At 67.6% G+C, this 14,001-nt stretch carries 19 protein-coding genes; 8 read left to right on the plus strand and 11 right to left on the minus strand.

Annotated elements, in window-relative coordinates; genetic code table 11:
• Positions 1 to 5: 5 nt before the first annotated feature.
• From BMW88_RS34555 to BMW88_RS42425, 4 genes are all read right to left on the minus strand, one after another.
• Complete coding sequence (locus BMW88_RS34555) at positions 6 to 800, minus strand: PIG-L family deacetylase (protein ID WP_089959278.1); 795 nt, start codon at positions 798 to 800, stop codon at positions 6 to 8.
• Between the two features lie 179 nt (positions 801 to 979).
• A complete protein-coding gene (locus BMW88_RS34560; protein ID WP_245778255.1) occupies positions 980 to 2,614 on the minus strand; it encodes a S8 family peptidase in 1,635 nt (544 codons plus the stop codon).
• A gap of 248 nt (positions 2,615 to 2,862) precedes the next feature.
• On the minus strand, positions 2,863 to 3,537 hold the full coding sequence (locus BMW88_RS34565) for a TetR/AcrR family transcriptional regulator (RefSeq protein WP_245778256.1): 675 nt from the start codon (positions 3,535 to 3,537) through the stop codon (positions 2,863 to 2,865).
• Positions 3,518 to 3,658, minus strand: coding sequence for a hypothetical protein (locus tag BMW88_RS42425; RefSeq protein WP_177221559.1), 141 nt, complete (start codon positions 3,656 to 3,658; stop codon positions 3,518 to 3,520). The genes BMW88_RS34565 and BMW88_RS42425 overlap by 20 nt, the downstream gene beginning before the upstream one ends.
• Between BMW88_RS42425 and BMW88_RS34570 the strand changes: the two genes are divergently transcribed.
• Positions 3,657 to 4,625: an alpha/beta hydrolase family protein gene (locus BMW88_RS34570; protein ID WP_089959282.1), complete on the plus strand. Its 969-nt coding sequence runs from the start codon at positions 3,657 to 3,659 to the stop codon at positions 4,623 to 4,625. The genes BMW88_RS42425 and BMW88_RS34570 overlap by 2 nt on opposite strands.
• Positions 4,626 to 4,696: 71 nt before the next feature.
• Here BMW88_RS34570 and BMW88_RS34575 read toward each other — a convergent pair whose 3' ends face one another.
• Complete coding sequence (locus tag BMW88_RS34575; RefSeq protein ID WP_089959325.1) at positions 4,697 to 5,587, minus strand: LysR family transcriptional regulator; 891 nt, start codon at positions 5,585 to 5,587, stop codon at positions 4,697 to 4,699.
• Between the two features lie 18 nt (positions 5,588 to 5,605).
• On the opposite strand from BMW88_RS34575, the gene BMW88_RS34580 reads away from it, so the two are divergent.
• Together BMW88_RS34580 and BMW88_RS44170 are read left to right on the plus strand one after the other, a co-directional pair.
• On the plus strand, positions 5,606 to 6,430 hold the full coding sequence (locus BMW88_RS34580) for an alpha/beta fold hydrolase (protein WP_342715310.1): 825 nt from the start codon (positions 5,606 to 5,608) through the stop codon (positions 6,428 to 6,430).
• Positions 6,431 to 6,512: 82 nt separating this feature from the next.
• Positions 6,513 to 6,644 (plus strand): hypothetical protein, encoded by a 132-nt coding sequence (locus BMW88_RS44170; RefSeq protein ID WP_281249493.1) that lies wholly within the window; start codon positions 6,513 to 6,515, stop codon positions 6,642 to 6,644.
• 48 nt (positions 6,645 to 6,692) lie between these two features.
• On the opposite strand, the gene BMW88_RS34585 is transcribed toward BMW88_RS44170, so the two are convergent.
• The 3 genes from BMW88_RS34585 to BMW88_RS41335 form a co-directional block, all read right to left on the minus strand.
• Positions 6,693 to 8,159, minus strand: coding sequence for a hypothetical protein (locus BMW88_RS34585; RefSeq protein WP_143116407.1), 1,467 nt, complete (start codon positions 8,157 to 8,159; stop codon positions 6,693 to 6,695).
• A gap of 326 nt (positions 8,160 to 8,485) precedes the next feature.
• Complete coding sequence (locus tag BMW88_RS42430; RefSeq protein WP_177221560.1) at positions 8,486 to 8,659, minus strand: hypothetical protein; 174 nt, start codon at positions 8,657 to 8,659, stop codon at positions 8,486 to 8,488.
• A gap of 208 nt (positions 8,660 to 8,867) precedes the next feature.
• Entirely contained in the window at positions 8,868 to 9,275 is a 408-nt protein-coding gene (locus BMW88_RS41335) for an SbtR family transcriptional regulator (RefSeq protein ID WP_143116408.1), read from the minus strand.
• Here BMW88_RS41335 and BMW88_RS34600 point away from each other — a divergent pair.
• The 3 genes from BMW88_RS34600 to BMW88_RS34610 are packed head-to-tail and all read left to right on the plus strand — an operon-like array spanning position 9,262 to position 10,868.
• Positions 9,262 to 9,648 carry a DNA/RNA non-specific endonuclease gene (locus BMW88_RS34600; RefSeq protein ID WP_089959293.1) on the plus strand — a complete coding sequence of 129 codons (387 nt, stop codon included), beginning with the start codon at positions 9,262 to 9,264 and terminating at the stop codon, positions 9,646 to 9,648. The two genes, BMW88_RS41335 and BMW88_RS34600, sit on opposite strands and share 14 nt — an antisense overlap.
• 48 nt (positions 9,649 to 9,696) lie before the next feature.
• Positions 9,697 to 10,227: an SMI1/KNR4 family protein gene (locus tag BMW88_RS34605; protein WP_089959295.1), complete on the plus strand. Its 531-nt coding sequence runs from the start codon at positions 9,697 to 9,699 to the stop codon at positions 10,225 to 10,227.
• A 2-nt stretch (positions 10,228 to 10,229) separates the two neighbouring features.
• Positions 10,230 to 10,868 carry a hypothetical protein gene (locus BMW88_RS34610; RefSeq protein WP_089959297.1) on the plus strand — a complete coding sequence of 213 codons (639 nt, stop codon included), beginning with the start codon at positions 10,230 to 10,232 and terminating at the stop codon, positions 10,866 to 10,868.
• Positions 10,869 to 11,438: 570 nt separating this feature from the next.
• Here BMW88_RS34610 and BMW88_RS34620 read toward each other — a convergent pair.
• Positions 11,439 to 12,212: an SGNH/GDSL hydrolase family protein gene (locus BMW88_RS34620; protein WP_089959299.1), complete on the minus strand. Its 774-nt coding sequence runs from the start codon at positions 12,210 to 12,212 to the stop codon at positions 11,439 to 11,441.
• 89 nt (positions 12,213 to 12,301) lie between these two features.
• On the opposite strand from BMW88_RS34620, the gene BMW88_RS34625 reads away from it, so the two are divergent.
• Entirely contained in the window at positions 12,302 to 12,817 is a 516-nt protein-coding gene (locus BMW88_RS34625) for a winged helix-turn-helix transcriptional regulator (protein WP_089959301.1), read from the plus strand.
• A gap of 231 nt (positions 12,818 to 13,048) precedes the next feature.
• Here BMW88_RS34625 and BMW88_RS34630 read toward each other — a convergent pair whose 3' ends face one another.
• Both BMW88_RS34630 and BMW88_RS34635 read right to left on the minus strand, forming a co-directional pair.
• Positions 13,049 to 13,228 carry a hypothetical protein gene (locus tag BMW88_RS34630; RefSeq protein ID WP_089959304.1) on the minus strand — a complete coding sequence of 60 codons (180 nt, stop codon included), beginning with the start codon at positions 13,226 to 13,228 and terminating at the stop codon, positions 13,049 to 13,051.
• Between the two features lie 90 nt (positions 13,229 to 13,318).
• Positions 13,319 to 13,627, minus strand: coding sequence for a hypothetical protein (locus BMW88_RS34635; RefSeq protein ID WP_089959306.1), 309 nt, complete (start codon positions 13,625 to 13,627; stop codon positions 13,319 to 13,321).
• Between the two features lie 143 nt (positions 13,628 to 13,770).
• Here BMW88_RS34635 and BMW88_RS34640 point away from each other — a divergent pair.
• Positions 13,771 to 14,001: transposase (locus BMW88_RS34640; protein WP_143116409.1), on the plus strand; the 231-nt coding region annotated here is incomplete at its 3' end.

Raw genomic sequence — 14,001 nt, forward strand, 5'->3', positions numbered from 1 at the left:
GCGCGCTACCCGAGCCCGGCGAAGAGGTCGGTCTCCGGGACAGGCGATCCCGTGGTGTCCCGGGCGCGGACGAAGTCCTCGACGCCGAGCGCCTCGGCGAACTCGGCTGGTGGCAGCCTGCCCGCGATCGACGAGTTGAGCTGCGAGGCGTGGCAGAGCAGCGCGGCGCGCTTGCGGTCGACGACCGCGCGGGTGTCGATGGTCGTGGTGATGCGCCGGTCGACGTCATCGAGTCCGGTGGGCATGTCCCGGTGGAGTCCGACCGAGGCGGCCACCCGGACCAGCCGTTCCCAGTACGCCCGGCCGTGGGCCTTGAAGTAGAGCTTGGCCGCCACCCCGGTCAGGTCGAACGCCGCCGAGGCCACCCGTGCGGCGTGCTGGTGGTCGCGGTGCTGCGCCGTGTTCTCGGCGTCGTAGGTCACCACGACCTGCGGCTCGTAGTGCTCGACCAGCCTCGCCACCCGCTCGGCAGCCGCGGACACCGGCACATCCACGAAGGCACCGCGCGGCTTCTCCCAGGCAGCGATGCCCGAGTCGTGATACCCGAGCAGTTCGACGTCGGTCACACCGAGCACGCGGCACGCCGCTTGCAGCTCACCGAGCCGGTGCGCTGCGACCTGTGCGGGGTCGTGTGTGGGCGTGAAAGGTTCGGCGCCGTCCGGTGCGTCGCCGAGCTCACCGTTCGTGCAGGTCACGAGCACGATGCGGGTGCCGAGCGAGGCGTAGTGGGCGAGGATGCCGCCGGTGGAGGTCGACTCGTCGTCGGGATGTGCGTGCACCGCGAGCAGTGTCCGGGTCATGGTGTCCAGTACAGAGGATTGACGGCCTCAACGTGCGCGGTGTTGACCGGTGTCCGCATGCCCCGCGTACAGGGTGGCCCTCTCCTGCTGGGAGGGCCACCCTTCACTACCGCGGGCGCCCAGTGGGAGCAGCACATCCCCCAACTGGCCACCGGGCACCCCGTCTTGGCGGCACGCCGCTAGCTCGTGAGGTGCTCCGCACCGCGAGTCACGGCGGCGAACGCGTCGACGACGCCGTGGCCGTAGAACCCGTTGAAGTCCAGGTCGCCTTCACAGGTGGCGTTGTACTCCGCCGGAAGGCCGAGGTGCTCGTAGGACACCGTCCGCGGCGTCGGGCACGGGACCTTGTCCGCAGTGCCCCTCAGCACCTTCTCCACCTTGTCCGGCGGCATCGTGAGCGTGCCGGGGCGCGTCGGATCCGGCTTGCCGTACTGGCTGATCGTCAGCGCCGCGGTGGCGGAGACGTGCGGCGCCGCCATCGAGGTGCCGTCGATGAAGGCGTAGAACGCACAGGTGCCGTCCTTGCAGTGCTTGACGAGGTGACCCTCGTCCCTGCCCTTCTGGGTGATGTTGTCGTTCGCGTCGATGTATCCCTTGGCCCGTGAGGCGTTGCGGGGATACGCGGACAGGACCTCGTTCTCCTGGGTCTCGTACCACGGCGTGCCGAAGTAGTCCTTGAAGAACCCGCCCGGCGCGGCGAAGTCGGTCCGCTCGACCCCGTAGTCGGAGCGGTCGGCCTTCGCCTGCGACGGACCGAGCGCCGTGACACCCAGCACGTGCTCTCCCTCGGCCGGCATCTTGAGGCAGGTCGCGTTGTCGACCGCCCGCGGACGGGTCGCGCCAGGGTAGCCCGGGCTCAGGATGTCGTGAGGACGCGGCTTGCCGAGGTCCTCGTGCTGGTTGCCCATCGAGCTCACCAGCGTGACTCCCTTGCCGTGCGCGTAGTTCAGGGCGCGCTGGAACCCGGCCATGATCGTGCGCTGCTCGATCTGCTCGTCCAGGCTGTCGTCCGGACTCGCGGCGCAGTTGAACCGCCACGGGTCGACGAAGAACGACATGTTGATCACGTCGAGCCCGATGTCGGCGCCGTAGGTCAGCCCGTCCAGGACCGGCTGTAGGAAGAAGTAACCGCAGTCCTGCGCCACGCGGAGGTTCACGAGCGTGACGTCGGGCGCGACCCCGGCGGTGCCGAACCCGTTGAGGGGAGCGGCGATGATGCCCGCGACGTGCGAGCCGTGGCCGTCGTCGTCGGCGTCCACCGGGTCGACGCAGCTCGGCACCTCGCAGGTGTCCCCGTCGACCGGGATGTCACGCGTGAAGTTGCGGGACAGCGCGCGGTTGAGCCGCGGCCCGAGGTCGGGATGGCTGCCGTCGATGCCCGTGTCCATCACGCCCACGTACACCCGCGGATCACCGAGTTGCTTGTCCCTGGCCAGATCCGCGCGGACCATCCGCAGGCCCCACTGGTCCTCCTCCAACGGCTCGGGGCCACCACTCGCGATGGTCGGCGTGCCGCTCGTGCCGGCAGCGGCCTCCGGAGATTCGGTGAGGACGAAGTCGCGGGCCGCGCCGAACACCGCCTCCGACGCCGTCACCTGCTGGATGAACCCCGCCTGCGGCCCGCGCGCACTGATGCTGCCGACCGCGGTGTTCTCCTTGACCACAGTGCCACCGGCAGACCGGATCGCGGCCTTCGCCGCGTCACGGCTGGCACCCGTCTCCACGAGCACGGTGTATCCGCTCAGCGGCTGCGCGACAGCGTTGACGCCCCCCAGCGCCAGCAGCAACGGGACGACCAGCGCTGCTGGTAGCAACCTTCTTCTTCTCACTGGCTGTTTCCCCTCCGGTCAGCTGATCCCTTCTCTCGTTTCTATGCGTGCCAGGGTTTTTCACGGTCGATCCCGCAGCGTGAACAATCAACGCGTGAACATCAGCGTGCCCGCGGTTCACACGGCCAGGTTTCCACTTGGGTCACCGCCGGAGGGGGCGAGGTGCTGCTCGGCCGGTTCTCGCGGGCATCGGGCACCCCTCACCACGGCGTCGCATAAGTGCCGATGCAGTACTAAAGATCCAGCTTGAGCGAGCCGTGGCCGACGTTGGTGCTGTCGGCGATGGCGCGGATCAGCCGCAGCAGGTCGTCATGGAGTTCGTCGGTCATGCGGCCCTCGGCGACGCCGCGGAGGAACACGTGGTTGACGCCCCTGATCGCGGCTCGGCCTGCGGCTCCGAACAGGTCGTCGCGATCGGCTCCGTCGAAGGGGAAGCCGGTTCCGGGGGTCCGCTGCGAGACCTCGGCCTCCGCCATGGCGACCACGCCGGGGTTGGCCAGGGCCATGGCGCGGGTGAGTGCGGCTTCCTCCCGGTCGACGTTGTCGCGCAGGTCGTGCCACCACCTGTCCACCAGATCGATGAACTCCAAGGTGGGATCCTCTTGGTGTAGCGCGATGATCCGCCGCTCGATGGACGCCGGCCATTCGGTGATGAAGTCGAGCTTCGACGGGAAGTAGCCCGTCACGGTCCGCGGCGCGACTTCGGCCACCTCGGCGATGTCGGCGATGGTGGTCCGTTCGTACCCGTGTTCGGCGAACAGGCGCAGGGCTGTGTGCAGGATCAGGCGCCGTCGTCGTGCTTTGGACCGTTCCCGAAGCCCCGGACCGTCACTGGTCACCGTCGCACTCTCCCGCACTCCGTTGATCACCGCCTGCGCGTGCCTCAGCCTACATGCAGCCGATGCCAAAAATACCTCCTTGTGCAAACTTGCCGTCCATGGCAATGTCTGCCGGGTGATCGAAGCCGATCACCACCGAGTCCGGCGAGCAACGGCTTTCACGGACGAACGGCCCGAGAGGAACAACCATGAGCGCGACCTACGCGGACGCCGCCGGCTTCCCGGTCAGCGACCCGACCCCCATCGTCAGCTACAGCCCCGTCTCGCTCGAGGTGCCGGACCGGCCCGTGCCGCTGGAGATCAAGGTTTCGGCGCCCGCGACCGGGACCGGCCTGCCGGTGATACTGCTCTCGCACGGGCACGGCATGGCCAACTTCATCTCCTCGCTGCGCGGCTACGGCCCCGTCGCCGATTTCTGGGCCGCTCACGGGTTCGTCGTCGTCCAGCCGACACACCTGGACTCCACAGTGCTCGGGCTGCGCGACCAGGACCTGCCCGACGCGCCGCTGTTCTGGCGCGACCGCGCCGTCGACATGCACACCATCCTCGATCACCTGGAGGAGGTCCTCGCCGCGGTTCCGGGGCTGCCGGGCCGTGTCGACACCGAGAAGGTGGCCGCGGTCGGCCACTCGGCCGGTGGCCACACGGTCTCGCTGCTGCTGGGCTCGCGGGTGGCTGACCCGAACGACCCACGGGAGAAGGACCTCTCCGATCCCAGGGTCAAGGCCGGCGTCGTGATCGGAGGACCGGGCATCGCCGACGAGCACTTCTCGCCGTGGGCCGCGGAGCACTACCCGATGATGAAGTACATCGACTTCGGGCAGATGACCGGCGCCGCGCTCGTCATCGCCGGCGACGAGGACCTGAACCCCAACTTCTCCTCCCGGCTCAGCTACCGCTGGGACGCCTACACCCACAGCCCCGGCGGGAACAAGACGCTGCTGACCCTCCTGGGCGCGCAGCACCTGTTCGGCGGGATCTCCGGCTACGACGCCGCGGAGACCTCCGACGAGAACCCCGAACGGGTTGCCGCGCTGCGGGCGCTGGTGTGGGCCTACCTGCGTTCCCGGTTGTTCCCCGGTGACACGTCCTGGGACATCGCCCTGAAAGCCCTGGAAACGCGGGAGACGCCCCTGGCGAAGGTCGAAACCAAGTAGCCCGCGACGTGCGACTCAGGACGTCGAAGACCTGTTTCGCGCCTCGTCATGCACAAGCCGCATGGAGCGTGTCAGATCGCGCGGACAAGCAGCTTCTCCGCGGATCTGACGAACTCCGCGACGAGCGGGTTGGTGTCCCCGGCGCGGTGGGCGACGACGACCTGGCTCGGCTCGGCTCCGGTGACCGGAACGACGACCAGGCCGGGACGCAGGGTGAAGCGCCGGTCGTCGGCGGGAACGACAGCGATGGCGGTGCCCTCGGCGATGGCCTCGAGCTTGTCGTCGTAGGTGTCTGCCAGGACGGGCCCCAACGGGGCCGGACCACCGTCGTGCCGAGGCTCGAGCCGCCAGAAGCCGCTCCAGGCCTCGCCCATACCGGTACAGCCGACGAGCGGTTCGGAGTGGATGTCGGTCACGTCGACCGACTCCTTGCCCGCGAAGCGGTGGGAGGCGGGAATCAACACGACCAGGGGTTCGGTGTACAGCGTCGTCACGGTGAGGTTGTCGGCCGGTATCGGCAACGGCAGGCGGATGACCAAAGCATCGATCTGCCGGTCCGGCAACGTACCTGCCTCGCGCGAACTGAGATGACGCGTGCGGATGTGCGCCCCGGGACAACGGCTTCGCAGGTCGCGGACGGCGGGCGTGATGACGAGGTCGTCGGCGTACCCGATGGTGATCGTGCGCGCCGGCGCGGCGGCGCGCACGGTGAGCACCGCCTGCTCCGCGTCGTGTACCAGTTGCCGCGCTCGCGGGAGGAATGCGGCGCCGGCCGCGGTGAGCCGGCTGCCCTGGTTGGTGCGCTCCAGCAGGCGTACGCCGAGAGCGTTCTCCAGCCGCTGGATCTGACGGCTCAGGGAGGGCTGGGCGACCCGCAACTCCTCGGCCGCCCGAGCGAAGTTGAGCTGTTCGGCGACCACCAGAAAGTACCGGACCAGCCGTAGATCCAGGTCGGGGAGCACGTTCACAGGCTACCCGTGATGCGGTTTCTGCATGGCGAGGTGCGGAACAGGTCTTGGACGGATGGCGCGATCCGAGGGTGTGCTGGAGACATGACCATTGCTTTCGTCAACGGCGTTCCAGCAACTCCCGCGGTGTGGACGCCCCTGATCAACGAGTTGCCCGAGGCTCTCCGGCGGAGGGTGGTCCTGCTTGGACCACCGGCCTTCGGCGCTCCTGTTCCCCCTGGCTTCAACGCCACGTTCGACGAGTACCGGGACTGGCTGGTCGACGAACTGTCGCGGTTGGACTCGCCCGTCGACCTCGTCGGCCAATCCCTCGGCGGCGGGTTCGTGCTCGAGGTGGCCATGACCCGTCCTGACCTGATCCGCAGCTGGGTCAGTGACACCGTCGGTGGTTATGAGCCGGACTACACCTGGCACGAGATCGCGAAGGTCTGGCAGACACCAGGCGACGGCGAGCGCAACGTCGAGCAGCTCTTCTCGGGAGACGCCAGTGAACGGGCGGCGCGGATGGTCGAGTGGGGCATCCCAGAGCCCACGGCCGGTGAAGTGGCCCTCGAACAGGGCCAGGAGATGGGCAAAGCGATTCTCTCGCTGTACCGGTCCGTGCCCCAGCAGGTGCTGCTCGAGCGTGGCCGCGATCTGCCCGCGGCCGCCGCCAGGCCCGGTCTGGTTCCCATTCCCACGGAGGACTTCAGCGTGGGCAGCACCGCGCTCCGCCGCCGAGCCGCCGGACGGGCTGGCGCGCACGCGGCCGAACTCGACGGGATCGGTCACTGGTGGATGCTCGACGATCCTGCGCGAGCGGCTCGCATGTTGATCGATTTTTGGAACATCCTGTAAGACCCCGGGTGTCGGCGCTGACCGAGGCCGGAACCACCTCGCGCACTCCGGCGAGCGGCCACCTGATGCGGTTCCGGCCTGGGTGGAAGCACCGCTGGCCCAGCATCGCGCCGACCTGCACCGCGTGCTGGTCGAGCAGTTGCCGGCCGATGTGGTGGTGCGCACCGCGGGCCGTCGGGTCGCGCCGCCTGGCGACGCGACCCGCAAGACATGACCGTCGAGCGCGTGCGCGCTCCACGCCGACGTGGCGGATGTCGCCGTCTCAAGTGATCACGGCATCACCGTGGTGGTGGTAGAACCGCGAGCGGACCTCGAAGCCGATCCGCTGACCGGGACGGACGTCCCCAACGGTCCGCACTCGGGCATGTCGGTCATCCACTACCTCCACACCTCGAACCTGCACGGCTGGATCGAGTTCGAACGTTGTCCTGCCGGCTTCGAAGTTCGCGTCCTTCTCAATCGTGACCGTGATGTCGGAGCCCTCCGCGATGGCCGTGACCTGCGGTACCGGCAGGGGCATGTCCCACGTCTCGAAGTGCAGCTCTCTCGAAAGGGGGAGGCCCTCCTCGTCCGCCTCCAGATAAACGTAGTCCATGCTCACCACATTGGGCTGCCGGCCGCCGGTGTAGCACTCCGTGGAGCTGAACGCGGCCACCTTCGGCATTTCGTGGTTCAAGTGCGCCTTCTCGGGGAAGTGGATTCCGCCGGCCTGGGAGTTGCTCGTGTAGAGGAGGCTGTCGGCCAGGGCGACCATGATGATTCCGAGACCGTCCGAGACCCCGTCGCCGAACCTGCCCAGGCCATCCTTCTTCGGGAATGCTTGAGTAACCGCTCTCGAACTCTGCGGTGAGTTCGTCGGCACTGTGACCGCTTCGACCAACGCCTCGTCGAGGACGAGGTCCAGTGCGATCGCCTCGTTCTCGTCCGCGACCGCGATGGGAACGTGGAAGTGTCCCCGGAAATCGGTGGTCGGCGGGCCGGAGGCAGGCATTGTGCGAAATGGCTCTGTGTAGGGCAGCTCGACGGCCTCGAAGTCTTCGAACACGCCCTGCCGGTCGGTCGCGAGGGAGATCATCGGAACCACGCGGTCACCGTCTACCGCGTCGATTCGACCGATCACCGCCGCTTCCGACATCGCGCAGCTCAGCCCGCCGACCGTCGCCTGGACACCGACCTCGACCTCGGGCCCCAGGTCCCGTCCCTCGAACATCCGGTAGTGAAGCCGTCCGCTGTCCCGGCACTTGTACGTGAGGATCCCGAAGCTCGGCGGGCTCGACTGCACGTGGCCGATGGGTACCTGGTTCAACGCCACGAACGGGAAGTCGGGGTGGTGGGTGGCGGTGGGCACGAGCTCGCCCTGGAACCACAGGGCCCGGCCGTCCGGGTTGGCGGTGATCCAGCACAGGATCGGCTCGCCGGTGAACTTGTCCAGGACCAGGTGGCTTCGCCACACGTCGTTCTCGGCGATGGTGCGGCGCGATTCCCCTTTTTCGTCGATCCTCACGAGGACGAGGGAGCCGCCTTCGATGATCGAGCACCAGGTGGTGTCCCTGACTTCGTCGCGCACCAGGTTCACCTGGGTCGACAGGAAGTTCCGGGTGGAGCCGACCCTGTCGGACAGGACGCTCGAGCCGTGAACTTCGTGCTCCAGTCGCCAGTTCCTGGCTCTCACGCCGACCGGGATGTCGATTCCGTCAAGGAGTTCATCCGATACGAGTGGTTGCAGCAACAGTGCGGATCTGGGATTCTGTATTTGTGAAGCTCTGTCGATCAGTCGTGGCCGCATAGCGCGCCACCCCCAATTCAATGGCCTCGACGAGCGAGCACATGACGTTACTCCTGGCGGAGTCGGGGGTCAACCTTCCGGCCGACGCAGAGCATATTCCCGGTAAGAGGGCGTAGTCGGCCCGATGTGAAATCGTCGCTGTCAGTGTGAAGATTTTTCTGCGAAAAGTCCGGGCTCTCACCGGACGTTATCTGGCGCACCGAACGACGCGGGAAGACAGCCGCCGCGCGGCCTGAGTTCAGGACGACGTCGTGATCACCAGTAGCGGATCAGCTCGCCGTCTGGTCCTTGGCGGGTCGGCCGCCGACCGCGCGCACGCCGAGCTCCGGGGTAGGCCGCGCAGGGCATTGGTGGTGGTCTCGTCGGTAACCCTCACCGTTGGTGAAGGTGACGTCGAGGTCGTGCACCTCGAGTTCCTTTTGGGCGCTGTAGATCCGGTTCACCCACCCCGCCGTGTTCCAGATGGCTGTCGGGAGCATTGTTCAGGCGGCGAGCGAGTTTCGTTGCTGCGGCGAGGCAAGCGGCGGTAGCGGACAGGACGCCGCGTCGGCCTACGTGCGCACGAGTAGTGGCCTCGGGTGTCCCCGCCCCGCCGGATGCCTGTGGGACTTCCTCGACCAGCCAGGGATGAACCACGGTCACCCCGGTCGATCACCGGTCAGCGCTCCTGTCGTCGGGGTTCTCCCATCCGGTGCGCAACAGTGCACAGAGCCCAGGATGCGAGGACTCGTCGGCCATTGCGGCGCCGCGCACCCAGCTGATGGCGAGCGCCACGAGGAACAGGTCCCGGCCGCGCACTTCGGGGCGGGCGCCGCCGTCGCGCTGAGCTGCTGCGAGGAAGTCGTCAGTGATCTTGACGTAGCCCTGGCAGGTCACGCTCAGCGGCGAGTTGTTCCCGGTCAACGTCAGGCGCAGGGATTCGGGGAATCCGTCGAAGGCGGTGGCCCACCGGGCAGACGACCCGTGACTCCCACCGACGGGCACACAAAACGGTGGCGGGCGCTGCCGACAGAACTGGCAGCAGTACGAGGAGCCAGAAGAAGCGATCTGGAACGGCACGACCTATGACAGGACCACAGGTGCCACGGCTTGCGTGGTTTCCGCGAGGAACACCAAGCGGCCCACACTCGCCTTCAGCATGTTCGGCCTGGGCACGAGCAAGAAGATCGCCCGTTGTCACCTGATCGGGCACAAGTTGAACGGCTCAAACACCGACCTGGCCAACTTCGTACCGTGTTACCGGGATCCGATGAACAACCCGTGGATGTACCACAACGTCGAAGCCGAGATCCAGAAGCAGGTCGAGAGCAACACCCCGGTACTCATGGAGGTCAAACCGGTTCACAGCCAGGGCAACCCGCTGCCGGCCTCGATCTTCGTGAACGCTGTAGGCGAGAACGGGTGGACTTGTAGTGTCGTCATCCTCAACTGAACAAGCAAGGAGTCTCGACCAGTGGCACCACGTTCACCGGCTGTTGACGTGCTGGCCGACATCGTCGGCTGGTCTGGTTCACCCAAGTGGCTGCCAGACTGGCGAATCACCGAGCGGCTTCTCGGCCTGTCATTGCCGGACGACTACAAGGCGCTGCTCAGCACTGTGCCGGCGGGCAAGTACGCCGGCACAGTGCGCCTCAACGCTCCGACCCGAACGGGATACGAGGGCGACCTGCTCGCCCTGCACCGCGAAGTGATGCTGTCACTGAAGGATGGCCGAAAACCTCCGTACGCCGCCTTCCCGCAGCTTCCCGGCCTGATTCCGTGGGCCACGTTCGATCACCCGATGGGCGGCGAACTGTTCTGGCTCGCCGACGATGGCGATCCGAACAAGTGGCCGGTGGTAGCGCGGAGCGCGGACGGCAACTGGGAGGAGTGCGACGTGAGCGCGGTCGCCTTCCTGATCGCCCTGGTACGAGGCAAGTTGCCGAGCAAACTCCTCACCCCCAAGCCGGGTGCACCGGCCTACCGGACCTCCCAGGACCTGCCTGGAGCACCGAACAACACGGGGCGGTAGTCGTGCACGAGGCGGTGCGGCGGCTCACCGAGGTCACGGGCTGGACCGGACGGTCCTATGTGGAAACACCGTGGGATGTGGTGCACACGAAGCTGGGCTTCGAGTTGCCGCCTGATTACCGGGACCTGCATGCAGTTTTTCCGCCTGGGGCGTTCAACGCGCCGGGCGTCGCGGCCAACGTCATCGTGCAGCCGCCGTACCGGGTGGACGGGGCGCCGGACCACCTGCACCAGTTCGAGATCGAGATGCAGGAGACGGAGGAGTGGCGGCGCGAGCACCCGCAGGACGTTCCGGAGGAGGGCATGGTCCCGTGGGCACGCGGGGATCATCAAGGGTTGTTCTGGGTGCCCCGGTCGCTTGATCCGCAACGGTGGACGGTCGCGGTTTCCAGCGCTGGCATCTGGGGCTTGGATGACGTTCCTGCAGTGGAGGAATTTGACTGCGGTGCCGTAGAGTTCCTGATCGGGTTCGTCACCGGGGAGTTGCACAGCCGGGTGCTTGGGCCGGTCGAGGAGGATGTCCTGGCTCTCGACTTGCCTGCGTTCCAGCCGGTCCGCGAGGAGGATTGGCTAAGCTTCTCTGAGGCGCGCTCGCCCCAGATTCGCAGACTCTCACTGCGCGACCTGGGACTTCCGGACTGACTCAGACGGCGGCTCAGTTGAAAGGTGCGCGGGGCGCGGAACTCATCGTCAAAGGTGGCAGGCTTTAGCTCATCACGATCATCTGCCCAGGCTTCGTTCAGGTCCGGCAACTGTTGTGGCTGAGGCACTCCAGCGCCGCCCGGGAAGAGGTCGCCGCAGCACAGCGGAACGATCGTGGCAGACTTTCTTGCGCCGCTTCGAGCCGAACACACATTCCGGTTCCTCAAACAGACGCTGGGCTGGACCCGGCCCCGCATCCGCGGTCCGCGGATCGATGGACCTGAGTGATGATCGCCGTTTTCACCCGCTTCGGTCCGGCCGGTCGCTCGTGGAGGATCGGCGCCGCCCCTGGGAACGCGCGCCGGCCACGCCGCTCGGTTGTCCCGGCCCGCGTCCGTCGAGGATTTCATGCGATCCGGCCGATGGCCGCCTTGCCTGCGAACGCGCCGAAACGCTGCCGCCAAGGTCCGGACGCCTGGCCGGGTCACGAAACCGGCTTCCGACACGACATCATGAGCCCGGCAGGACCCCAAGGTTGAAACTCAAGCCAAGGCTTCCAGGGCCACGCGCTTAGCGCTGTGGTCCGGTGGGAGCGAGGTTCCACGATCCGCGGGGGAGCTGGGTGGGCAGCGGGTGCCGGCGGTCGGCTCGCAGGATGGTGTAGAGCGAGCGGATCTCGGCCAGTCGTTGCGCCGCGGTCACCGCCGGTCCCGCCGGGGTCCAGGGGGAACGGGTACGGCCCAGGATGAGTTCGGCGAAGCTGTGAGCGATTCCGGCGTGCCCGTGCGTGCCGGGGTGAACGCGGTCGATCGACCACATCCGTGACGCGTGGGTGCGTTCGTCGTGCCACAGGTCCAGCATGATCGCGTCGTGCTCGACCGCGATCGTGCGCACGTGGTCGTTGACGAGCTCGAACCGCGAGCGCGTCGCCTGGTGCAGGCGTGCGGGCCCAGGCCAGCGCCGCGTGATGTCCGGCAGCGTCGCCATGACCACCCTTGTGCCGGTGTCGCACAGGGCTGCCACCGTCTGCCGCAGCACGCGGCCGACTTCGGCACTGTCGAACCCGTGCCGGTCGAACGCGTCGTTGGCACCCACCATGACGCTCGCCAGGTCGGGTTTGAGCTCCAGCGCCTGCTCCAGCTGGAACTGCAGGACGTGCTGGGCGTGCCATCCCCGCACGGCGAGGTTGTCGTAGCGCAGCCCGGGCCACGCATGGTCGAGCTCGCCGGCCAGGACGTCGGCCCAGCCGCGCAGCGTGCCGTCGAGCCGGGGGTCACCGACGCCTTCGGTGAGGCTGTCGCCGAGCGCCACGAACCGCCGCACCGGCTGAGTATCGTAAACCATACCCAGCACCGTAGCCGAACCTCTCGGCACGCTGCACGACAACTGCTCTTGCAGACGCGAGGTGCTGGAGCATGTGACAAAGTGCGCGTATGCACCAGCGCCGCGCGCATGATCCGACCGAGGTCGCGGACCCGGCGTGGAACCGCGATGCGTGGCTCTTGGAGCCGGACTCGGTGCAGCGAGCACTCGACGTGCTCGTGCCGCGCAGCGCTGGACAGGTGGTGCGGGAGGCGTTCTACGGAACTCGGCGTTTCGACGACTTCCGCCGCCACACGGGCTTGACCCCCGGTGTGCTGTCCGCGCGCCTGCGCGACCTGACCGACCAAGGCATCTTGATCAAAGTCGCCTACCACGACACCGGATCACGCGGCCGTCACGAATACCGCCTCACCGACAAGGGACGGGACCTGGCCGCCGCGATCATCAGCCTGCTGAACTGGGCCGACCACTGGCTTCCCGCCCCCGGCGGACCCACCGTCGTGCTCACCCATCGCGACTGCGGCGCGCCGATCCGAACCCAGGTCCGCTGCGCCCACGACCACCCCGTGGACAGCCTCGGCGACATCCAGGCCGCCCCCGGACCCGGCGCCCGCATACGCGAGTGACCAGACCCAGCACAGGACCTCGTTCTCCTGCCCCAGCAGTCTGATCTGCTGCCGCGCCTTGCGCAGCTCAGCTGAGTCGCTGCGGCTCACACCCGGCTTGACACCCTCGTCGGCGTCGGCCTGGCGCAGCCACTTGAACGGCGTCATCGAGTGGACCCCAGCCGACGTCACCGCACGGCTCTAGAACGTTCGGGACCCTGCCGAGCCAAAGGCCATAACCGAGTTGATCAACTACGGCGCGTGCCGCTTGGTGATGTTCTCCGCGCAGTACGTCGTCCTGCCGTCGTTGTCCGTGATGCTGATCGCGACCGTCACGCTCGGGCCGTTGACTCCGGCGGTGATGTTGAGCGGGTGGTCGCGGTCGAAGAACATGTCGCGTGACTCGGCGGCATCGCTGTCGTGGAAGACCATCCACGCACGGCCTACCCGCCGGCACGGCGCGGCACTGCGACCGACCCTAGCGAGGCGCCAGTGCCCGTGACCCCCGATCGGACAACCTCTTCACGAGCCGTCCGGTTCGCCGAAGCGCTTCGCGAGACCGAGGAACTGCTGCGACAACGAGCCCGCTCGGGTCAGCAGCTCCTCGTACTCGTCGAGCAGGCGCGCCGCGTGCGGGTCGGCGCTCACGCCCGGCGCCGTCCGAACTCGCCTGGCCACGTTCAACCCGTGGAACGCGAGCATCACCATCACCTCGCTGAGGACGTCGACCTCGCTCTTGGCCGCGGGCTCCTCACCCGAGTCCTGGTGGGGCAGCTCCAGCAGCGCTTCGCGGAGCCTGCGCCGTCCTTCCGGTGTGATCGGTGCGTTCACCGGATCCCCCAGTGTCGTGTGCCACCGCGAGGCTAGCCCGTGTTTCAAAGGTGAGGTGATCGGCGGCGTGTCGGTGCCGGAACGTGGCGAGGTCTCCGGTAAGTGGGTTAGCGACCAAGCAAACCTGCAGTACCGGAGACCTCGTGGCCAGCGTAGCGGCAGCGGGGCGGGCCGACCTGACCGACGCGCAGTGGGCTGTGTTGCAGCCGCTGCTGCCCGTCGGCGCCAAGCCGGGCCGCCCACCGAAGTGGAGCAAAAGGCAGTTGATCGACGGCATCCGATGGCGGGTGCGCGTCGGTGCCCCGTGGCGCGACATCCCGCCCGACTACGGTCCCTGGCAGACCGTGTACGGGTTGTTCCGCCGCTGGCAGCGT

The sequence above is a fragment of the Lentzea xinjiangensis genome, assembly GCF_900110955.1.
Classification (GTDB): domain Bacteria; phylum Actinomycetota; class Actinomycetes; order Mycobacteriales; family Pseudonocardiaceae; genus Lentzea; species Lentzea xinjiangensis.